The organism is Coleofasciculus sp. (genome assembly GCF_046565525.1).
GTDB lineage: Bacteria > Cyanobacteriota > Cyanobacteriia > Cyanobacteriales > Coleofasciculaceae > Coleofasciculus.
On the sequence record NZ_JBKHUP010000114.1, the window covers coordinates 1 to 21,879 of the forward strand.

The following is a 21,879-nucleotide window of genomic DNA, read 5'->3' on the forward strand; positions in this document are numbered from 1 at the left end:
GAGCTGGCAAGCACCCATAGATTCCATGACCCTAATAACGTAGCGTTTGCTGAGACTGGCTATCCATCAATGGAATGGTTGTGTTGTCCACATTTGTCCAGTGTTAGGCGGATAGCTTATCTGCTTTGAGTTCAATCCACTGCGCTGCTGTCATGACACAGACATCTGGGGTGCGTGAACGATCTTTTCCGGTAATCGGGTGTTTTCCCGTGTACACCCCAGCTTTGTCCTTGACTTCCCAGGGTTGACGATAGCGACGGATTTGTTCTCTGAAGACATCTAGCAGTAAATCAATCGTATCGCCATGATCGGCTGTTGGTAGTGGAACCATGACTAGCTTTCCATCCACCAATTCATAGATGTTATCTGTGCCATCATCGTAGGTGACATAATCTTCAAAGGTTAGGTTTTTGACAGGAGTTTGAGTCATGACTGGGTTGGGCTAGTATAGTTCTAATCTAATATAGAAGGATTAAGTTGAGTAACAGGCGCATCAGCAACCTCTTCTAGCTTAAAATAGTCCAACAAACTCATCCAAGCCTCTGCATGGACAGAGCGATACAAAGCTAGCTGCGTCAGCGCGTCCTGAGAAATACTATGCTCTAAATACGCCCTATATTGCTCAGATTCGGGTAAAGTTTCTAGTTGCCGAACCAACTCAGAACTCACTTCCACCCGTTCCACCCAACCACTAACCCATGGGTTTCGTGAGCGTTCCTGCTCCTCGCACAGGACTTGGAAAAACCAATTATACCGTTTGCCCACTTCTAAAGGCGGTTTAGTCTTCGGCAGTTTCACGCTAACAATCCCCGGCGCATCCGGTAACATCATCTTTTGGTCGAGAACAGGGCGTTGATTTTGATCAAATAGTACGAATCTAGCTTGAGTCACCGTCTCCGAACGACCCCAAGGCAAGTAAAACCAAAACGTCGGATACTCAGCAACCGTCGTCTCCAGATTTTCCGCCGAGACTAGAGCCGTTAACGGCTGGCTAGTCACAGAGAAACAGAATTCATCCCGAATCGCTGTACCCCGCGCTCGCCCCGAGGGACTTTCTTGTTTGCGCTCACGGCGAAACAAATTCACAATCCGCTCTCCCACCGACTGCGCCTGGGCTGGGGGACTGTAGAAGGGTAGCACAGACAGGGACAGCACTGTACTTAGGGTCAAAATCAGGACAGATTTGCGATCGCGTGATAACCAGCTCATCTTCATTACATTAACTCCTAACTCTACATTGATGTTTAAGCTTGTCGCCGCCGATAGGTCAGATAACCAACACCGCCTCCAGTCACCACGATGGCAATCGCCGACGGTATCAACGGCATCCAACCGCCCTGACTGACAAGAATCAGGTAGCATAAACCATACAAACCGACCACTGTACTCACAGCACCAGCAGCCCCTCGCCCCAACGAGCGAGAACAGAACCAGATAACCAAACCCCCAACGGTAGACCAGCCAAAAATCCACAACGTTTCGCCCCAAAGCGGTAACCACCAAATTAAGGGACGCTCATCTAATACCGCACTGATAATTTGACTTGCCATCTGAGCTTGCACCATCACTCCCGGCATATTACCGTAAGGAGTATTCCATAGGTCAGCACTTTTATCTGCCATGTCCGTGTAACCAATAATCACAATCCGGTCTTGAATGTCTGCGGCAGATACCTTGCCATTGAGAACATCGTTTAGGCTAACTGTTGGCGCAAACCTATTGGGGTCACCCTGGTGGGCACGGTAATTGAGTAAAGTTTGATAGCCCCGTAGTTTATTATCCATTTCTTGGTAAGGACTGCCTTTTCCCAACAGTTGCGGAATTGCCGTCTCGCCCAACTGCATATCTCGCACATAGTACCCTTCACCATTTAGGGGAGAGGTATAAGAAATCCCTTCTGCGTCCAGATACTTACGAGCCAGAACTAAGTTCAATGCCACTTCCGTATTGCACAACCCTGGGTCGGGTTCCTGCAACAGCAAGTGACGGCGTACCATCAGCTCACCATCTTCAGAGACATCATTAAATCCAATACGCTCCATCGGAACTTCACTGGGCGGAGGATTACCCGGTCTCAGATTGCCCTGTTCATCGTCATAACTCGCTTTACAGAGAGCAATCAAGTTCTGAGTCTGCCCGAAACGCTCGGCTAATTCTGGCTGTGCCTGATAATCTCGGTAAAAATCTAAACCAATGAGTCGGGGTTGATGTGCTGATAAGATGGCTAACACTTGATCAAGAGCTTTGTCAGGGATTGTGCCAATTCCAGGCTGATAACGCCTCTCAATTATGTCTTGCCGGAGTGCCTCACTACTGGCAGCATCCACCTCAACGATTAAAAAACGCTCATCTTGGGCTTCACTGGGACGTAACCGCATTAACTGATCATAGACTCTCAGTTCAGCCGACTCCATCCCCCCCAACAACCGAGCCACAACCACTAGCACCGAAACGACAGCACTGGTTAAAAACACCGAACGCCACTTGATTTTGCGATAGGGCAGTTCTTGGCTGGCTTTGAGATATTCTAGTTGCAGTGCGGTGGGCTTCGGTTGCTTGTCGGCTGATTCCTGTAACCATTGCTTAGAGGCGACTAAATCTTTGCCTCGCAGTAAAAAGCTATCATCGCGTTCTTGTTGCTCCCATTCCCTAGCCTTTACCAGTAAGCGAGTGTGGCTTTGCACGTAGTCGGGGTCACTATCTAGCGATCGGATTAATTCGCCAAAATTGGGCAGAAATTCACCGCCGTGTCTACGGAAATCAATCCACTGGGCGTTCTCTAAAGCCAAGGGAAGTTCTGCTGTGGCTGTTTCTTGATACAAAATCGCCACCATTCGCTTATTTAGCCTCTGGGCATAAGCTAACTCCTGGGCAACATCAGTATCCTTGACAAAACCAGGAGAAATAACCGCGATAATAGTATTTGCCCGTTCAATACCCTGATAAATTTCTGGCTGTAAGTCGGTACTGTCATTTGCCTGAACGTTATCTTGGGGCAACTCCGCTTGAGTGGCAATACTTTCCTGCTCAAACCACGTCGTTTTGCCCTGCATCTGCAACGCATCATTGAGCTTACGAACAAAGTCTGAGTCAGCATCAGAAGAGGAAATAAATACATCGTGGGACACTTCCGGTGGCTGTCGCAGACTTTCAGTAGTAAATTCTTCGTGCCACGCTGTGGGCTGATGTTGAGTCCTCTTTTTCGCCACTTGCAACCAAGCTTCAGCACGGCGCAGATTATACCCCCGCAGTAAAATACTGGGGTTGCGATTTTGCTGCTGCCACTTGAGCGCCTTAGCTAAGAAAATCTTATGCTCGTGGTAGTAGACTGCCTCGTGATCCAGTATTTTGATCAGTTGACTTTCATCAAGACGATAATCTTCTGAAAGAAGATTATCAGTCAGATCAATATAATGTAACGAGCGCAATTCTGGCGGGATTTGCTCCGGCTCAACAGGACTCACCAGCACAGGGATAATCCGTTTATTTAGGGCTAAAGCATAGTTCAATTCTTGCTGACAGTAGGTAGAGTTCAGGGAGTCAGGTGAGAGCAAATAGACTAAGTTATCTGCTTGGGCTACACCCTGCTTAATCGCTGCCTCAAAGGTTTCTCCTGTTTGAATATCAGCGGTATTCGTCCAAACCGTAAATCCTGCACGCCACAGACTGGTGCGAATCTGCCGCATCACTGCCTCATTTTCGTAGGCATAGGAGAGGAACACCTGACTCATCAGGTTATAGGCATTTTTGATACTTTCGCTGATAAACTCACAGTGTAAATCCGTGGGAGTGCAGGGGGGCTGCTCGTCTTTAAAGCGCACCTTAAGCCATGCTTCGGCTTGCTGTCGTTCCTTGCCAATGAGCAAATGTTGTGATCCCTTGTGCTGCCGTTCCCAGGCTAGTGATTTATCCAAGAAATACGTGTGCTGATTTACGTAATCCTTGTGCCTTGCCAACAGTTCTAGTAGTCCGGAGAACGACTGCTCAAAGTCGTCAATTCCCTCACGACAATACACCCAATTAATTTTGCCAATTGTCGGATGCATATTGGGAAAGCTCGAATGCAGTCCCTTTGCTTGGTAAGCATCCCAGTCAGCATCCGTTCCTTGGGGATTCCGTTGTTGCCAGGTATCACGACTAATCTGTTCGACATGCAGCAACGGAATAATCCGCTTGTGGTACTTGATTGCCAGTTCGATTTCTTTACGGCAGTAGGGGGAGTTGATGGAATGGGGCGCAATGATGAACAGGAAGTTATCCGCTTTCTCAATCCCGTCATCAATTTGGTTTTGGAAATCTACCCCCAACGGAATATTTTCAAAGTCAAACCAAATTTTTAAGCCGTACTCAGTCAGGTGCTGGTAGAGCTTGAAGGCAAAGGCTTTACTATCGGCTCGTCCATAGGAGATAAATCCGTTGTGGAAGCCAGAACGCTGTTCATGCATCTAACTTGAGATAGATTTATTATAGTATCCACAACTATAACAAAAGAACCTGAATGCGACTCGAACAGCGATCGCGAATTAGGGTTTGCTGTCAAAACCTGAAACCTTATCGTTGGTTTTATGTAACGGAGACACTCGGATATCAAGACTTACCCAGGCTTTCCCGTTGAACCATTTGTAGGGACACGACATGTCGTGCCCCTACCATCTTTTATGCTGCACTAATGGTTGCATGGAGGGATGGGTGTTCATGTTCAACTACAAACACATTGGCATAAAGGTTTGCCACAATTTGCTTCCCTTCTAGCGTCAACTCTAAGTAACGCAACGAGTCTTTAATGTAGGGATACACTCCACTCCAGTAGAACTTGGAATAGTTTTGGCGTAAGTCTCCTGGATGACGATAGCCTAAGGCTTTATTCACTCCAGTTTCTTCAAACTCATAGTACAAGGCACTAATTTTTTTCAAGTAGCGCGGATCACTGAGTTGACCAATTAAATCGGCGGATCTCACCAAACCGGGACAGTTGCTTGTGTCTAGGTGATCTTGATCACTTGGCACGGGAAAACGAGTGAGTTCAATATTGCGCTTAATTTCTTCGGCATCAATCAGTAAGTTGCCACCAAACCGTTCTTCAATAAACAGCTTGCCGCGATCTACATGATAGGGAGTTAGGCTAGCATCTGTAGCTCCTGGTGGTAAACTGATCCTTTCCCCATCTATACCTGTGGCATAGAGGTTTTTACTCAAGCGGTCTTGTCGGCAGACGCCTTTAACGTAACCAATATCATGGCAGAGTAAGGAAATAATCGCATGCATCCAGTCTTCACAGGAAATGCCTCCTTCACGAATATGTTTACCGCGCAGAATTTCCTGTCCGACTAAGGTGACTAAAATGGTGTGTTCAACATTGTGGTAGAGGGCGTCACTATTGGCAATATTTTCTAATGCCATGGCGCCCGCCCAGCCGATAATGTCAGCATAGTCAGACTTCCAGCCGCCGTAAGTTCGGCTGTAGCCTTCGCGAATCCGATCCACAAAGTTGTCAATGAGTATTTGGGTTGTGTCAAACATGGAAGGTTACCTCAAGGGGGCTCGTCAGGATAATCGAAGTTTATGAGTTAATAGTTGACTATAATGATAAATCTTTCAGGGAGTCGAGTAATCCTTCTTGGCTTAAAATTGGTGGTTTGCACCTCAGGGTAGGTACAGCGAAAAATTCTCGCACTCGATACTTCCAATGTAATAAAAATAGAGGAAAAGGTTGTGATGAGGTTTTTTGGCTTCCCGTGATACTCTGAGGCAACCCTTGTGAGACAGATCACCTGATCGCAATTAACCTAAGAGGTGCTTTACCGTGCAGGGGAAGTAGAGACGTGCCATGGCACGTCTGAGAGCAAGGTTTTAGGGGCTTCTTTTGACAGATAACATTTTGTCAACCACCCCTCACTTGACTCGCGCCCGCCCTTTGTAGGAAGCAGGGGAAGTACAGGGATAGGACATTAGAGCTTATCCGAATAGTATTAGCCAAACACCTCTGTTTCAATACCATGCCACCACTCACCCAGATTCATCAGATCCTGATGAATCTCAGCTAGCTCACGAGTATATGCATCTGGCGTCAGGGTTGCTTTGCGCTCTTGGAGTTTCTGTAAACGCAATTGCACTAACAGCCAAGGCTTAGCAATCCCATCTGTGGCTTCAATGTATTTGGCTAAATCTTTACTGTTCATTTCCTATTCGCTTCCTATTCGCGATCGCACATCAAAAACCCAAACCTGCGAAAGCCCCGTCTGATTTCCTGGATCAGGCGGGGCTAGTCACAGTTACTGACTTGACAAATTCACTGGAATCCTCAAGCCGCAGCCATTTGCTTATTCACAAAGTCCCAGTTGATCAAATTGTCGATAAACGCTTCAACAAAATCAGGACGTTTGTTTTGATAATCCAAATAGTAGGCGTGTTCCCACACATCACAGGTTAACAACGGTGTCACTCCCAAAGCAACAGGGTTGACAGCATTGGCAGTATTAACCACTTTGAGTGTGCCATTATCGAGGACAAGCCAAGCCCAGCCACTACCAAATTGACTTGTAGCCGCTTTCTTGAATTCTTCCTTGAACTTATCGTAGCCGCCCAAATCCGACTTGATCTTGTCAGCTATTGCACCACTGGGCGCACCGCCACCACCAGACTTCATGGAGTTCCAGAAGAAGGTGTGGTTCCAAGCTTGAGCGGCATTGTTGAAAAGCCCTGACTTGGACGAATCATTGTAGCTAGCCTTAATGACTTCCTCGATAGACTTGTCACCCATGCCAGCGGATTGCGACATGTCGTTGAAGTTATTGACGTACTTCGCGTGGTGCTTGTCGTGATGAAACTCTAGCGTCTTAGCTGAGATGTAAGGCTCCAGCGCGTTGTAGGCATAAGGTAAATCAGGAAGTGCGTAGGCCATATTGTGTTCTATCCTCTCAAATACTGTGTTCTAGCGTGAACTACCTACACTAACCCTCCGGGTATAGTGTAGGCTTCGCGTCTCATTCGCCGATGCCTCTAGCAACAAGTTACTTTTGGTCTTACTCAGCGTCTCTAGTTGGTTGCCCAACCTTTATCCCCACATCCCGTGGAGAACCCGCGCAGCCGCCCTGGTTCCCAAGGCAGAAATTAGTATTTAGCTTGTTTTCCGGTTTTACGGGCAGACAAGTATGGGCTTTACCAGTAAATCATCTGATTCCCCGATCTGTGATCTTTGAGCGGTAAGCATATCACTGCTACTTCGGATTAAACCTGTCTGTTCGATACACTCGGGCGGGTCTACAAGCAACATCATTGTATCACAATCTGTTTGGGGCGTCAGGATAAAATGGAACAAGTTCCGTCTCACGGGGGATTCATCAAGAGCGCTGACCCTAGGGGTACAGCGTGGGACTTCTCACCGGATAAGTTAAAACGAACCTAGACTTTCGATGTATTTTTTAATTCAAGTATTACTATATCAAGGGATTAGCACCTATTGCAATAAAAATTAACAATATAATTGCTAGTAGTAGTGATAGCCATAGCATTAAGTCTATGGTCGAGTTGATTGTATCAAGCTGTGGCGAAACGGGTTAGACGCGATCGCACCTCTCGCGGTTTTGAGTCAAACGAGGACAGTTAGCGGTTTTTCTGGACAATCGCTTTCACCAAGTCAATGGCATCTGCTGGGGTTGTTGCCAAAAAAACAGTCTCTGGCGACAGGCTGGTAAAAAACTGTTGACTTTCTGGATGGTCTGATAACAGTACCACAGGTTTGCCACCCTTAAGGGCGAGGGCGATCTCTGAGGCTGTTCCTGCGCCCATCCCACAAGCAATCACCACATCACTGGAGAGAACATTAATATTATTTCGCCCACTCCCCATATCAGTTGCGATCGCAATATCCACAGCATCGGACATATTCTGAGTATCGCGGCTGGGCAAAATACCCACGGTTAAGCCACCTGCGGCTTTTGCGCCAAGACTTGCTGCGTTCATTACCCCAGCATTTCTGCCACCCGTGAGCAGTACCCATCCCCGCTGGGCAATACGTTGTCCCAATTGATAAGCTCGTTCTAAGTCTGTGGTGGTAGCCCCGTTACCGGGTCCCATTACGCCGATAACAATTTTTCTCATGGGTAGAAAGTATAGTTTACTGAATACTGGAGTTATACCATTTTGGATTTTTTCTGCAACATGATTTCCTTAATCTACTTAAGCTGTCGTACATTTAAATTGGATATTAGTAGCGAGCTTGCTGGCTCACACTACAAGGATGAGAGCCATTATTGACATTAAGGTTTAAATGCCGAACAGCTTATGTTTCCTACTGCACAGGATGTGTTGAACACGCCTGATGAAGTCCTCCGAAGCGTGGGGATTTCGCGCCCTAAAATTTCTTATCTGAAAGATTTGGCGCGTCATTCAATAGATGGATTGCCCACTGTTGATTCTCCCCATTCAGAGCGTGCGATCGCTTTATCAGTCGTCCTAAACAGGTAATAGAGGCGTAATCCTATCAAGTAACTCTGGGATGTTTTGCTCAATCACCTGCCAAACAATATCAAAATCGACGCGATCGCGAGTCAGATCTGTCTAAAGGGGTATGCAGCAGGGGATGATGATGCATCCACCTTCTGACTTCTGAGTTTGTAGCGTTTGAGCGGCAAGTTTACACGCTTTGAATCGCTGAGGAGCCATTTGTATAGCTGTCCTCAATTTTTGCTCAGTTAATAGGCGCTTTACGTAGTCAGAGCAAGACTCACCGCTATAGAGCAGTCGGTGGGGGCATGAGAAACCTTTACGAGGAGAGAGATGCTTTTGATAAGTATTAAGAGACGCGATCGCTGCCTGAGTAGTAAAAGATTCAATCGTACTAGCTAGCATTGTCGAAAGCCGTGATAGAAGGTATTACCTTATCTTTTACCCCACATCAAACCTCTATCACTCTATCAAGAGGTTTAAATTGAGTCGATAATGGAAGGAGGGATGGTGCGGTGCGATCATCTTCAATTGTGATCAAGCGTTTTCGCGGGAGATTGTCGAGCATAGCCAAAACCGTAATCAAACAAATGTCAGTTTTAAGCGAGTATTAAAGGGTTGACAAAAACATCAAACATTCAATCGTTAAATTTAAATCTTTTTGCCAATATAGAAAGCGTAGCCGTAAAAATCTTTGTATTTGTAATATAATTCAGTTTCATGTCTTTGGTTTTCTATGAACTCTTCGGCAGTTTTATTGCCTGCATATTTCCTCAAGAAGTCTTTTTGTGCAGAAACTTGCGGCGTATAAAAATTGTCAGTCCAACAACTTTCGGGCAAGATAAAAGTGGCAATTGGAATATATCCGGCTTTTTGCATTTGTGCCACCTTGTTTGAAATAGTATCTATTTCCGGATAAGCATCTTTCCAAAATTCGTCAATTTCATCAGGTCGCTCTTCGGTAAACCACGATGCCTCTGAAACGCCAATAAATCCTCCTGTCTTCAAAAACTTATGCCATTCGTTTATGCCTCGTTCAAACCCGATGTTGTAGATTGCTCCTTCTGACCAGATTAAATCTAATTCTTCATTCTGAAAAGGAAGATTCTCCATTGAACCAACAATACCATTGACTCTATCCTGAAGATTCAGTTTATGGGCGTTAACATTAAATAGATCTATAAAGGTGGGAAATAAGTCGATGCCTGAAATATACCCTGACGTACAACTAGCCATTGCCATTGTCTGACCACCGGTGCCACAACCAATATCAGCAATTTGTGATTCATTCGTCAGATTATCAATAAAGCTTAAAGCTTTAATCGTTACTTCGGGACTCCCAGGTCCTTGTCGTTCTAGGCTTGAAAAATATTCGCAGATTAATTTAAAATCGAATTCGTGAATCGATTTATTTTTATTTTCCTCGTTCATGATGTTTTCCTGATTTTTCCCAAAATTTAGCCCTTATCATACATTGGACAAGTCTATCGAGTAAAGAAAGGAATTTTAGATATAGTCCACTCCCTATTAAACGAATACACTCGATGTGAAAAACAACGGATATTTGATAAATATAAATCCTCTTTCGTTACTTGGTTGTCCTTTGTATTCTTCTAATATCTCCTGATTGCTTGCCTCAGTTTCTTCTAATACAGCCCCAACAACAGCTTAGGTGCAGCAAGTTTAAATTCAAGCAGTTGCAGCAGTTTGCTCTTCCGGGAGAAATGCTAGAACAATTCGCTCTGGAGGAATACCTGCGGCGATTAAGTCTTTGGTAATTCCCTGTTCCATCCCGTCATATTCCACCCAAACCTTGCCCTCACTCAAAGTCACATAAATCAAATTTCCTCTAACCCGTCGTCCTCTATCCCAACCCACTTGCATCAACGCATAGCGATTTTGCGTGTCGTCAAATACCGTGTCAAGTCGAATATCGCCGTGAGAAGGTTTAAACTGAGCGTATCGTTGAATCACCTGTTTTACAATGTCCTGCTCTCTCGTGATGGTATCCATCGCTTCACCTCTACCGCTTCTACATCTACAATAAGCAATTTCATAGGTAACTCCCGCATCACCAACTCACCAATCGGTTCGCTGAAAATCCCGTCAAAGGTTGTGTCTGCCACAGCAAGATACAACTCACGCTCTGGATCAACCTGTTTCAGGAGTAGTCGTTCACAAATTGACAATGGATAATGAACAATGGATAATGACCTCTCCTTAAAAGAAGAGGATTGAAATTAAGGAAAATCTTTTTTAATTTCTTCGTAAACGAAGAGGTCTTAGACCCAATTAATCAATTGTCAATTATCAATTATTAATTATTCATTGATAAAGAACATATTGACCAATCGCTTGCTCCAAATCAGCAATTGCCGAGTTGCCTCGAAACTCCTTGATTTCAACGGCAATTCTACTACTGCCGCGTCTAGCACCGATAAAGCGTCCTGCAATACCGTTGAGCGCATCTAATCTTGCTGCCAAGTCGATAAAGAGAAATCGCTCACCATACGATATGACATAAGGATCGTCTGTGATTTCCCAACCCTCCTTGATCAGAGCTTGCCTGATGATATTATGAATCGCATCTCGCTGAGGCATGACTTAATGTGTCATAAGCTGAATGACTACTCTATGCTACGCTACGCGATCGCCTCTGGTATCAGTTAAGCTGATGGCAGGGTGATAAGCCGTTCAGCATTATTAGAAATTTGTGCTAGTGGCAATATCTAGAAACGCGAGTTTTTGGGGGTTTAGAGTGGGGGCTTGTTCCCACAACAGCCAGCCAATATCATGTTGTTCGGCGGCGAGACAGAGTTCTTTTGGCGGGACAAACTGTCCGAACTGTTCATTTCCCCAAGCGCGTGCTAATTCACCAGAAACCCAGGCGTGGTTCGGTTGCGTGATGCAGATAAGTCCCTCTTTGGATGAGCGATGTAGCATGATTTGAATTCAAAATCGAACAATTCTCATTATAATTTGCCTAAATTCCTCCGGTTCTGCCTGACCCGCTTGTAATTCTTCACCAATTTCAATAAATTCGTCCAAGGTGTAAGTTTCTTGAATCTTCTCAATCGTGCAGGTACAAAACGCCCTGATTTCCTCTGGGCGATCGCCAACACAGTTTTCGAGATAAATTTGGACAATCTCAGGGGGATAAGCATTCGTCGGTTCTGGGGGCGTCATATCAGGCGTTTGGGAACTCCCTCTAGGTGCGCTCACAAGTACCAGTATCAAGGTACTCATTACTGACGATAGGGTCTGAATTTTTTTCATGATTTTTTTTATGAGCGCTATTGAGGTGAATGACACCGACATGAGGTCACTCAGCGACATTCTCATCAAAATAGTGTAACGGAAATTGACGGTAGGTGCATCTAGATTCAATAGATCCCCCTTCCGTCGCCCTTTAGATCCCCCTTCCGTCCCCCTTAAAAAGGGGGAGACCCAAGGATGCTTCGCTTTTTGTTCCATGGGGGAAGCCATTGCGGGAGCTTTTTTTGCACGGGGGAGACCAGTTGTGGAGTTGCGATCGCGCTCCAACCGTTTCACAATGAACAAAGTAGTGAAACTACCCCCCAGCTTATCCATATCGCTCAGACTGCCCAGCCAACGTTAAACGATGATAAGCAACTTGAACAACGTACTACGGAATTACAAGAAAAACTACATCAGTTAAAAATTGATAACATTTCCCCGCTTTTGGACTAGACAAATCCCAAAAGTTAGGTATACTAAGGTTGTGTGTGTGAGGAAAAGGTAAAGGCGCTTGGGGTCGAAACACGGCAAGACTCCCAGGCGTCTTTCCCATTTTTACAGGAAGTCGGGACTCTTATCCTACCCGCTCGCCGACTCTAGTTCCGTAAGATCCGCTTCAGCCTGATCCTCCTGATCCTGGGCGTCTATTGATTTATGCCATAATTTTGCCCAGAGAGAGTGATAAAGCAATCAACACTCCTGATTCATCTTGTCTGGCTTTATAGAAGGTTAGCCTCTCTCTTAAGAGGGATCTAATTGTTACTAAAGGGTGTGATAGTTTTTACAACAATCGGGTCAAATTAAACAGGTGGCATTGTCCATGGTGCTTGTCTTGATTTCCCTTGTCCTTACTTGTCTGGTTGGAGGGTTGAAAACGTCTGCAGGGGCAAGTAATAAAAGGCAGAACCCGGTAAAATTACGTCAGATGTTAGAGTTAAAAGTTATAACCTGTGGGGTAATCTGAATCAGGTGCGGATAACTAGCCCGTTGGCTCATTCTGAGTTGGGCGATCGCACGGCTAAAACCTTGACAAATTTCTCAGACTATGCATTTACAGAGGGGTGATATGAAAATTGGCAGCAACTACCTGGGTAACGGTCAATGTGAATTCCGAGTTTGGGCGCCGTTGCGGGACAGCGTCGCGGTTCACATCGTCTCTCCCCAGGATCAGGTTATTCCCCTGCAAAAGGATGAATGGGGATATTGGCAAGAAACGGTAAAAGCTGACCCAGGAACCCTCTATGTCTATCAACTCGATGGCTCGCTGGAGCGACCTGATCCCGCCTCCCACTACCAACCTCAGGGAGTCCATGGTTCTTCTCAGGTGGTGGATCACCAATTTAACTGGACGGATGATTCCTGGCAAGGAATTCCCCTCAAAGACCTAATTATTTACGAACTCCACGTCGGTACATTTACACCAGAGGGAACCTTTGAATCCATTATCCCCCGCTTGAGTTACCTTCAGGATTTAGGCATAACCGCGATTGAAATTATGCCCGTGGCTCAGTTTCCCGGAAGCCGCAACTGGGGGTATGACGGGGTTTATGTCTATGGCGTCCAAGAGTCTTATGGGGGACCTGGGGGGTTGAAAAAACTCGTGGATGCTTGTCATCAGGCGGGGATCGCAGTCATTCTAGATGTGGTGTATAACCATTTAGGACCCGAAGGCAACTATCTTTGGGCGTATGGTCCATACTTTACCGATCAATACCGTACCCCTTGGGGCAATGCGGTTAACTTTGATGGCGCTTATAGTAATCAGGTACGGAATTTCTTTATCCAGAATGCTCTGTACTGGTTAGATAATTATCACATTGACGCCCTACGGGTTGATGCAATTCACGCGATTTACGATATGAGCGCTCAACCCTTTCTACAAGAGTTAGGGGATGCAGTCGCCAACTTCAATCGCACCACGCCAGTGCAACGATACATCATCGCCGAAAGTGATCTCAATGACGTGCGCGTGATTAAACCGAGGGAACAAGGGGGATTTGGTCATGATGCTCAATGGTGCGATGACTTTCACCACATTTTGCATACCCTATTAACCGACGAACAATCTGGATATTACGCAGATTTTGGCAAAATTGAGCAGTTGGAAGTCACCCTGCGCGAAGGCTATATCTATAGTGGGCAATATTCCAGCTTCCGCAAACGCAACCATGGGAATTCAGGGGCGGATCGTCCGGCGGAACAATTTGTCGTCTGTATCCAGAACCATGATCAAATTGGCAATCGACTGATTGGCGATCGCTTATCCACTTTGGTAGACTTTCAGGGGTTGAAGCTAGCGGCTGCGGCTGTATTGCTTTCTCCTTATGTTCCCATGCTATTTATGGGCGAAGAATATGGGGAAGACGCACCCTTTCCCTATTTTGTTAGTCACACTGATCCCGATTTAATTGAAGGCGTGCGTAAAGGGAGGGCTGAAGAATTTAAAGCGTTTGGTTGGGACAACGCACCTGATCCCCAAGGAACAGAAGTCTTTGAGCAGGCAAAACTGCAGTGGGATAAGATTGATCAAGGGAAGTATGGCTTGTTGCGGCGCTGGTACAAACGGTTAATTCAGCTACGCAAAGAAACCCCTGCTTTAGCTACCCTAGATCGGCAGAATCTGAATGTATCTAGTTTGTCCCCAGAAAAGATTATCGTTATCCATCGCACGGCTGGAGATAACCAAGTCCTCGCCTTGATGAACTTTGCCAAAGATGCGGTAACCGTTTCGCCTCAGATTCCCCAAGGGAACTTCTCAAAAGTTATTGACTCGGCGGATAAAGAATGGATGGGTGAGGGATCTCAACTCCCCCAACAGATACAAGCTGGACAATCCTTAACCATTGCTCCCCTGAATTTTGCCTTATATTGTAAGTAACTGTAGCGTCGGTTCAGTCGTTAAGGAAAGCAGTAATCAACCAAAAAGGGGATGTAAGCTGAGTTAAAATCATACCACTATCAACGAATAAGGTGTTGCTAGCAAGATAATGTATGTATGGGTTGATGTGTCAATCTTGGCGGCTGAACTGGTATTATAGTGCCAGACAGCAGCGGTTTCCCTCTAGTTCTTATCGGAGTTCCCCCGTTTCTCCGTCTTTTGGCTTATTTCTACCAAACTCTACTCCTTTTGGATGGCAGATCCTACCCTCAACAGATGTATTCCAGTGCTGTACTCTTAGTGTTGCCCAAAGCAAATGCCTTTGTCATAAAATGAGGTTAAGCTATGATTTAAAATAAGGTTAAGCTATGATTTAAGCATTAAGTTCAACGCCACTATCCTACTGTTTAACATCTTGGTTAGCAAGCAATTTTTTTAGATCGAGTCCTAGAGCCAATGCTCTGTCAGTTCTTTAACCCCTCTAAAAGCTTATGATGCGGATTCCCGTCGCCACCTATAGAATTCAATTTAATCCCGCGTTTACCTTTGAATCAGCAAAAGCCATTGTTTCTTACCTGGCTGAATTAGGAGTTTCTGACTTTTATGCATCCCCCATATTTAAAGCCCGATCTGGTAGCACTCATGGCTACGATGTGGTTGATCCCAATCAAATAAACCCAGAACTCGGCGGCTTGGAGAACTTTGAGTCTCTAATTGAGCAGGTTCAACAACATGGGTTAGGATGGCTTCAGGATATTGTGCCGAACCACATGGCATTTGATAGTGAAAACCCGATGCTGGTTGAAGTCTTGGAGAATGGTCCAGATTCTCAATATAAGGATTATTTTGATATCAACTGGGAGCATCCTTATGAAGGCATTCGAGGGCGAGTATTAGCGCCATTTTTAGGTAAATTTTGCGGCGATTGCTTAGAGAGTGGTGAACTCAAACTTCAGTACAACCAAGAAGGTATAACCATTAATTACTATGACCTGAAGTTCCCCATTCGGATTGAATCCTACTCCAATGTCTTGATCTACGATTTAGCACGTATCCGCCGGAAATTAGGCAGAAATCATCCCGATTTTGTTAAATTACTGGGCGCTCTCTATGCTCTAAAATACATTCCCTCGGGCGAAGAAGGAATGGAACGCTATGACCAGATTAGCTTCGTCAAGAGCATGTTATGGGAACTCTGGAATGATAGTGTAGAGGTCAGGGATTTTATCGACGAAAATATTCAAATCTTTAATGGAGAACCCGGAAAACCCGAAAGTTTTGACTTGTTAGAGCAATTGTTAGCCGAGCAGTTTTTCCGTCTCGCGTACTGGAAGGTGGGTAATGAAGAACTGAATTATCGACGATTTTTTACAGTCAATGACTTGATTTCCGTTCGCATCGAAGATGAGAAAGTTTTTAAACATAATCATGCTTTGATATTCAAGCTCCTTGAAGAACAGAAATTTAGCGGCGTGAGAATCGATCATATCGATGGACTTTATGATCCGGCTCAATATTTAAATCACTTGCGAGACTATGCGTCTGATGCTTACGTTGTGGTTGAGAAAATCTTGGAAGAGCATGAAGATTTGCCCTTAACCTGGCCCGTACAAGGTACGAGTGGGTATGATTTTTTAAACAAAGTTAATGGGATTTTTTGTCATCAGCAGACTCAGCCGAAGTTTGACAGCGTTTATTATCGCTTTATCGGGAATTCCATATCCTATCAAGCCATAATAGATGAAAAAAAGCGATTGATTATAGCCAAGCATTTGACCGGAGATATCGATAATTTAGCTAATTTACTCAAGCGAATTTCGTCTCAGTACAGATACGCCAGTGACTTTACTATCTATGCGCTGAAAGCCGCATTGGTCGAAATCATGGCGCTGTTTCCTGTATACCGAACCTATGTAAGTCCCGAAGGTTTAAGCCAAGCTGATCGGGAGTATATTGAGTACGTCATTGCCAAAGCCAAAGAAAATACGCCAATTTTCTTTAATGAACTGACGTTTATTGAGAAGTTTTTATTGCTGGAAGTTGACGATTCGTTGGTACCAGAAGAAGCCGAACAATGGCGTTATTTTGTCATGCGGCTGCAACAGTTTACTGGACCGCTGACCGCTAAGGGAGTAGAAGATACGGCTTTCTATATTTATAATCGTCTCATCTCTCTCAACGAAGTGGGTGGTAATCCGGGTGAATTTGGCGTTTCCTTAGACGACTTTCATGACTTTAACCAACACCGCATCGCTTATTGGCCCCATACAATAAATACAACAGCAACCCACGATACTAAACGTGGTGAAGATGTGAGAGCAAGAATTAATGTTCTTTCCGAAATTCCCGGCGAGTGGGATAATATGTTGAGAGAATGGCAGGAAATAAACGCTGTTCACAAGGATTGTATTGATGGGTTAGATATTCCTGATCCCAATGACGAATATTTTCTTTACCAAACCTTGCTAGGAACCTTTCCCTTTGATGAAGCGGAGTTCCCTAACTATGTGCAGCGGATCAAAGACTATATTATCAAGGCAATCCGAGAGGCAAAAGTCCATACCGCTTGGTTGAGACCGGATACCAACTATGAAGAAGGGTTTATTCGGTTTGCTGAACGCTTACTCAAAGATACCCCTGATAATCCGTTTTTAGAAGCGTTTCGACCGTTCCAACGTAAAATCCAACATTACGGCATTTTTAATAGTCTCTCCCAAGCCTTACTGAAACTGACATCTCCCGGTGTTCCTGATTTTTACCAGGGAACGGAACTGTGGGATTTAAGTGTAGTCGATCCCGATAATCGCCGTCCTGTGGATTTTGAACAGCGGCTGAAGTTAGTGAAAGAACTGAAACAGCGCAGCGAAACCGATAATCTAGGTTTAGTTCAGGAACTTTGTCAGACTCCAGAAGATGGTCGAATTAAGCTATTTGTCATCTATGAAGCTCTAAAAACACGGCGCGAGTATTTAGAGGTATTCCAGCGAGGAGATTACCATAAACTGACGGTTATTGGCAGCTTGAAGGAGCATGTTGTTACCTTTGCTCGAACTTGGGATCATACAACGGTGATTGTCATTGTCCCTCGGCTGTTGACCAGTTTAGTGAAGCCAGGAGAATATCCCATGGGGGAACAAGTTTGGCAAGAAACCCGGATTTCTTTACCCTCTAGTTCGTCGTCTACGTGGCGGGATGTGATGACGGGACGGGAAATTCAGGGGGACGATACCCTGTGGATTCGAGATGTTCTCAGTGATTTTCCAGTGGCGTTATTGGTGAATCAGAATCAGCAGGAATGTTCAACAACCCTAACCTAGCTATCGCTCTTTGGTTAGGGATTGTCGGACAAACGACAATTTAAACCGTTGAATACCGCATTGAGTCTCGGTTTGGCACAAACTCTTGAATGTTTCCCTAGTTCAAGTTACCTTTAAGACTTTTTGTCGAGTCGCTACTGACGTTAGGACATCTTAACCGGGATGCGGGAAGGGACTGCGGGGTCTCACGAGATACACGATGAATAGATAAACACTGTAGGGGCGACCCGCCGCATATAATTCATACCACCAAACCATTAATTTGTTCGGGTCGCCCTCCACAGGGTATCGGCAATTATCTGATACCATTTCTCTGTAATTGTGCAACGAATAAACCCCCCGGCTATCGCCGTCCCCCCTTAGCAAGCAGGGGGGACTACAGGGGGGTTGGATAAAGTGCAACATCATAGAGAATTGGTATGACCCGCGTACCTACCAGAAAAGGGCGAGTCGAGACAGGTTAATTCTCACACCTTCATAGTTGTGCAGCGACTCGCCCCTACAAAACCAATTACCAATCAACAATCAACAATCAACAATTAACAAATGATTCATTGATTAAACACCATAGCTGGATTAAGGCGCGTCACTTTCTGAATCGCGAAAATAGCTGAACCGACGCACATTCCCACCGTTATCGCCAGAACTGCGATCGCGGATACGGGGGTGATCAGAATCAGAATCCCCTGAGTCGCTGATGTCCACAGGGCTACACCGTAGCAGAGGATCATAGCTGGGAACCTTTCCTTTTGATGAAACCGAGTTCCTCAATTAATAGGTGACTTCAAGTTTCAATGGCTTTAGTCTGAATACAGATCCAATCTCCATCTTCAGTTTTACCAACAAAGTACATATCAATTACTCCTGTCTTGATTCGATAAAGCCTTAAATTACTTAAATTTTCCAGCACCAAACGATTGGCTTTATCTTTCCGGTTTTTATCTTTTTCGTAGGAACTAAAGAAGACGGCTCTACCTAGTTTGGCTTGAGTGAGATTGGCGCTTTGCAAGTTTGCACTACTCAAAGATGTATTTTGGAGGTTTGCTCCTGTCAAATTTACATGACTAAGATTGGCTTTTCCCAACTTGGCATAGCTGAGATTAGCTCCTGTCAAATTTGCATGACTAAAATCAGCGTTGTGGACTCTGCCTCTTATGCGGATATTTCTGAGGTTAGCATAACTGAAATTAGCATCATTCAAATCAACATCACTCAGTCTTGCATTTTCCAGATTAGCATTGCTAAAGTCAGCCCCACTCAAATCAACATCACTCAGTCTTGCATTTTCCAGATTAGCATTGCTAAAGTCAGCCCCGCTCAAATCAATTTCTATAAGTTTTGAACCATAAAGCTTGATACCACTCAAGTCAGTACCCGAAAAATCTCTCTCTCCTGCTTCATAACGCTTGATCAATCCACGATCATGCTGCATATTGTCTCCTCGATGATTTCAGGATTAAATCGAATGGCAGTGACCTGAAGGGGTGACTTGAGACTGGTGGGCAGTGCCCACCCTACGGTAGATCAAGGGTTTTGGCGCTCCAAAAATGCTGACTGGAGCGTGCCATTGGTCTTAAATCAATTGCTTACCTAGCAACTCTTTTTATTTGGTCAGCAAAATGTCTTTGACCTGCTGCATAGCTTGTGAGAAATTCTTTGAGATTCATAGAACTAATAAGGAGCAAAACAGCCCCAATTACTGATTAAACACCATGGCTGGATCAAGGCGCGTCACTTTCTGAATCGCGAAAATAGCTGAACCGACGCACATTCCCACCGTTATCGCCAAAACCGCGATCGCGGATACGGGGGTGATCAGAATCAGAATCCCCTGAGTCGCTGATGTCCATAGGGCTACACCGTAGCAGAGGAACATCGCTGGGAGATAACCGAGAACCGACATCCACAGCGCCTGTTCAATAATTACACCGTAAATTCGCCAATCTGACGCGCCAATTGCTTTGAGCGTACCAAATTCTTTAATATGGTCAGCTACAGAGGAATAAAGAATTTGACCGACAATAATCACACCAACCACGACACCAACCACCGCCCCCAATCCTAGAATAAAGCCAATTCCCGTTCGCTGTTGCCAAAAGTTTTGATTCAGTTTAATAAACTCCTGGCGAGTATAGGTACTCACATTCGGTAAAGCCTTCTCTAATCGTTCTTTGAGAACTTGTAAATCCTGACCCGGTTCCGCCGCAATTAAAACATATTGAATCAAGTCAGAAGCGACTAATGGATTAGGTGGCGGTGGGGGTTGATTCCGTAGTTCGGCTTCCGAGATTCTCGAATAGGTATTGGTACAAATTAAATCCTGAGCACCTGACGGCAATTTACAGGAAAGTTCAGACTTTTGACCCGATGTTAAGAACGCATTAGCACTGGTTAGGGAGGTAAACATGAAAGAATTAGACACAATTGATGCATTCCCTTGAGTGAAACCCACCACCCGGGCGGGCAAAGAATTTACACGGGCAATATCCTCAATCTGTTGCACATTTAGGGAATCTTGGTTGGTTGCATCTACAATAATTTTATAGGGTTCAGATAAGTCCCTCACATCGCCTTGCACCAGATTTATCGGTTGAAACAATTGCCCATTGGGGTCAAATCCCACCACTTTTACCCGGGTAATTTCTCCTTGGGGTGGATTCCACAACGCGCCACTAAAAATAAGGGCTTCAGCTTTAGCAACCCCTTCCACATTACGGGCGGAGATAACATGGGATAAGGGAATGGGTAATGTCAACTCCATTTGCACTAACTTATCAGATGCCACCCAAATATCTGCGTTAGAATTGTAAATTAACTGAGCCGTTGATTGGGTAAATCCATTAAAAATACCTGTTTGTAAGGTAACTAAACTTACCGCAAACATAATCCCAGCTTGGGCGACTAAAAAGCGGGGAATATCTTCGAGTAAGTTTTTCCGGGCAAGAGAAACCATTTTCGTGTGTTTGTTGTTTAGAATCTCTTTGAAAATTTGGTCTGGGCGGGCGCGAGTTACATCTGGGTGAGGGAAGAAACAATAATAGTAAAACCCGCCCCTACATAAAAATGTTCTCAGGCTTCATCCTCAGAGGGCCACAGCAAGCGAACTGCCATTAATGCGAAACCCACCGCCGCGATCGCTTTGAGAACTCGCACCGGGAATAGTTGGGCTACGCCACCCCCAGCTAATACGCCCATAAACGTTGCCAAAAGCAACGCGGCTACAGCCCCCAAGAATACCGCACGGGGGGACTTGAGACTACCCCCAAGCGCGATCGCAGCCAGTTGGCTTTTGTCACCAATTTCGGCTAAAAATACGGTAATGAAACTTAATCCTAGTAATTGCCAATCCATAGTAATTAGGTGTTGATTGTTCATCTCCCAGCTCCCCTAGCTCCCCCAGCTCCCCTAGCTCCCCCGCACTCCTGCATTTCCATCCCTCATCCCAGTTGCACCACATCCCATAGCAGCATGACGGAAATGAAGAGTAATAATGTCCCGGCGGCGGTTTCTAGGGTTTTGGGTTGTAAACGATTGGCTAACCAGGTTCCTAGTAAGACACCGAGTAAGCTGGTGGTAATTAGTGCGATCGCGGCACCTGTAAATACAATCCACGGAGATTGAGATTCTGCACTGATCAGCAGGGTAGCCAGTTGGGTTTTATCGCCAATCTCAGCTAGAAAAATGGTTAGGAAGGTTGAACTAAACACACCCCATATCCCCCGTTGGCGCTTGACGATTGGGCGCAAACTTGCAGGATTGGGGGAAATCGCTAACTCAGACGGATCAGAGACATCTTTGGGGGCTGGATTCATCGAGGCAAAAGGTGCTCTCAGGACAAAACTGACGATGGGCAGGGAAGATGGTTTCACAGGGAGTTCTCAGTTCACGTCAATCTCTTTTCATAATGAACTACCCGCCCCTACTTCGTTGAGGGGCGGGTTTCTACATCCTGCCCCGTAGGTTCCGTAGCGGATTTTTGAC

19 protein-coding genes and 3 pseudogenes are annotated in these 21,879 nt (G+C 45.3%); 3 read left to right on the forward strand and 19 right to left on the reverse strand.

The window, feature by feature from the left end; all coding sequences use genetic code 11:
• Positions 1-103 precede the first annotated feature (103 nt).
• The 7 genes from ACLGGO_RS29240 to ACLGGO_RS29270 form a co-directional block, all read right to left on the reverse strand.
• Positions 104-430 (reverse strand): Uma2 family endonuclease, encoded by a 327-nt coding sequence (locus tag ACLGGO_RS29240; protein WP_446421948.1) that lies wholly within the window; start codon positions 428-430, stop codon positions 104-106.
• A gap of 23 nt (positions 431-453) precedes the next feature.
• The gene (locus ACLGGO_RS29245) at positions 454-1,362 is read right to left on the reverse strand and encodes a DUF928 domain-containing protein (protein ID WP_446421949.1); all 909 of its coding nucleotides are present in this window, start codon (positions 1,360-1,362) and stop codon (positions 454-456) included.
• A complete protein-coding gene (locus ACLGGO_RS29250) occupies positions 1,245-4,445 on the reverse strand; it encodes a TIR domain-containing protein (RefSeq protein ID WP_446421950.1) in 3,201 nt (1,066 codons plus the stop codon). The genes ACLGGO_RS29245 and ACLGGO_RS29250 overlap by 118 nt, the downstream gene beginning before the upstream one ends.
• Positions 4,446-4,656: 211 nt before the next feature.
• On the reverse strand, positions 4,657-5,520 hold the full coding sequence (locus ACLGGO_RS29255; RefSeq protein WP_446359384.1) for an Npun_R2479 family HD domain-containing metalloprotein: 864 nt from the start codon (positions 5,518-5,520) through the stop codon (positions 4,657-4,659).
• Positions 5,521-5,969: 449 nt separating this feature from the next.
• The gene (locus ACLGGO_RS29260) at positions 5,970-6,179 is read right to left on the reverse strand and encodes a hypothetical protein (RefSeq protein WP_446337730.1); all 210 of its coding nucleotides are present in this window, start codon (positions 6,177-6,179) and stop codon (positions 5,970-5,972) included.
• 122 nt (positions 6,180-6,301) lie between these two features.
• A complete protein-coding gene (locus tag ACLGGO_RS29265) occupies positions 6,302-6,901 on the reverse strand; it encodes a superoxide dismutase (RefSeq protein WP_446421951.1) in 600 nt (199 codons plus the stop codon).
• Between the two features lie 701 nt (positions 6,902-7,602).
• Positions 7,603-8,100 carry a TIGR00725 family protein gene (locus ACLGGO_RS29270; protein WP_446421952.1) on the reverse strand — a complete coding sequence of 166 codons (498 nt, stop codon included), beginning with the start codon at positions 8,098-8,100 and terminating at the stop codon, positions 7,603-7,605.
• Between the two features lie 183 nt (positions 8,101-8,283).
• On the opposite strand from ACLGGO_RS29270, the gene ACLGGO_RS29275 reads away from it, so the two are divergent.
• Positions 8,284-8,466: a hypothetical protein gene (locus tag ACLGGO_RS29275; RefSeq protein ID WP_446421953.1), complete on the forward strand. Its 183-nt coding sequence runs from the start codon at positions 8,284-8,286 to the stop codon at positions 8,464-8,466.
• 93 nt (positions 8,467-8,559) lie between these two features.
• Here the strand turns inward: ACLGGO_RS29275 and yidD are convergent, their stop codons facing one another.
• From yidD to ACLGGO_RS29310, 7 genes and pseudogenes are all read right to left on the reverse strand, one after another.
• Entirely contained in the window at positions 8,560-8,850 is a 291-nt protein-coding gene (gene yidD, locus ACLGGO_RS29280; RefSeq protein ID WP_446337726.1) for a membrane protein insertion efficiency factor YidD, read from the reverse strand.
• 246 nt (positions 8,851-9,096) lie between these two features.
• Positions 9,097-9,876 carry a class I SAM-dependent methyltransferase gene (locus tag ACLGGO_RS29285; protein WP_446421954.1) on the reverse strand — a complete coding sequence of 260 codons (780 nt, stop codon included), beginning with the start codon at positions 9,874-9,876 and terminating at the stop codon, positions 9,097-9,099.
• A 258-nt stretch (positions 9,877-10,134) separates the two neighbouring features.
• Complete coding sequence (locus ACLGGO_RS29290) at positions 10,135-10,458, reverse strand: XisI protein (protein WP_446421955.1); 324 nt, start codon at positions 10,456-10,458, stop codon at positions 10,135-10,137.
• Positions 10,425-10,634, reverse strand: a complete 210-nt coding sequence (locus ACLGGO_RS29295) for an element excision factor XisH family protein (RefSeq protein WP_446421956.1) — start codon at positions 10,632-10,634, stop codon at positions 10,425-10,427. The genes ACLGGO_RS29290 and ACLGGO_RS29295 overlap by 34 nt, the downstream gene beginning before the upstream one ends.
• 139 nt (positions 10,635-10,773) lie before the next feature.
• Positions 10,774-11,046 (reverse strand): annotated as a pseudogene (locus ACLGGO_RS29300) (element excision factor XisH family protein); the annotation flags it as partial.
• Between the two features lie 144 nt (positions 11,047-11,190).
• Positions 11,191-11,388, reverse strand: a pseudogene (locus tag ACLGGO_RS29305) (DUF3891 family protein); the annotation flags it as partial.
• A gap of 9 nt (positions 11,389-11,397) precedes the next feature.
• On the reverse strand, positions 11,398-11,721 hold the full coding sequence (locus ACLGGO_RS29310; RefSeq protein ID WP_446421957.1) for a hypothetical protein: 324 nt from the start codon (positions 11,719-11,721) through the stop codon (positions 11,398-11,400).
• A 1,048-nt stretch (positions 11,722-12,769) separates the two neighbouring features.
• Here ACLGGO_RS29310 and treZ point away from each other — a divergent pair.
• Positions 12,770-14,581 carry a malto-oligosyltrehalose trehalohydrolase gene (treZ, locus tag ACLGGO_RS29315; protein ID WP_446421960.1) on the forward strand — a complete coding sequence of 604 codons (1,812 nt, stop codon included), beginning with the start codon at positions 12,770-12,772 and terminating at the stop codon, positions 14,579-14,581.
• A 494-nt stretch (positions 14,582-15,075) separates the two neighbouring features.
• Complete coding sequence (treY, locus tag ACLGGO_RS29320; protein ID WP_446421961.1) at positions 15,076-17,898, forward strand: malto-oligosyltrehalose synthase; 2,823 nt, start codon at positions 15,076-15,078, stop codon at positions 17,896-17,898.
• A 551-nt stretch (positions 17,899-18,449) separates the two neighbouring features.
• Here treY and ACLGGO_RS29325 read toward each other — a convergent pair.
• The 5 genes and pseudogenes from ACLGGO_RS29325 to ACLGGO_RS29345 all read right to left on the reverse strand — a co-directional run.
• Positions 18,450-18,635, reverse strand: a pseudogene (locus ACLGGO_RS29325) (ABC transporter permease); the annotation flags it as partial.
• 47 nt (positions 18,636-18,682) lie between these two features.
• On the reverse strand, positions 18,683-19,330 hold the full coding sequence (locus ACLGGO_RS29330) for a pentapeptide repeat-containing protein (RefSeq protein WP_446421958.1): 648 nt from the start codon (positions 19,328-19,330) through the stop codon (positions 18,683-18,685).
• A 264-nt stretch (positions 19,331-19,594) separates the two neighbouring features.
• Complete coding sequence (locus ACLGGO_RS29335) at positions 19,595-20,851, reverse strand: FtsX-like permease family protein (protein ID WP_446421959.1); 1,257 nt, start codon at positions 20,849-20,851, stop codon at positions 19,595-19,597.
• A 116-nt stretch (positions 20,852-20,967) separates the two neighbouring features.
• On the reverse strand, positions 20,968-21,249 hold the full coding sequence (locus ACLGGO_RS29340) for a TMEM165/GDT1 family protein (protein WP_446337733.1): 282 nt from the start codon (positions 21,247-21,249) through the stop codon (positions 20,968-20,970).
• 86 nt (positions 21,250-21,335) lie between these two features.
• Positions 21,336-21,710 carry a TMEM165/GDT1 family protein gene (locus ACLGGO_RS29345; protein WP_446369386.1) on the reverse strand — a complete coding sequence of 125 codons (375 nt, stop codon included), beginning with the start codon at positions 21,708-21,710 and terminating at the stop codon, positions 21,336-21,338.
• Between the last annotated feature and the right edge of the window lie 169 nt (positions 21,711-21,879).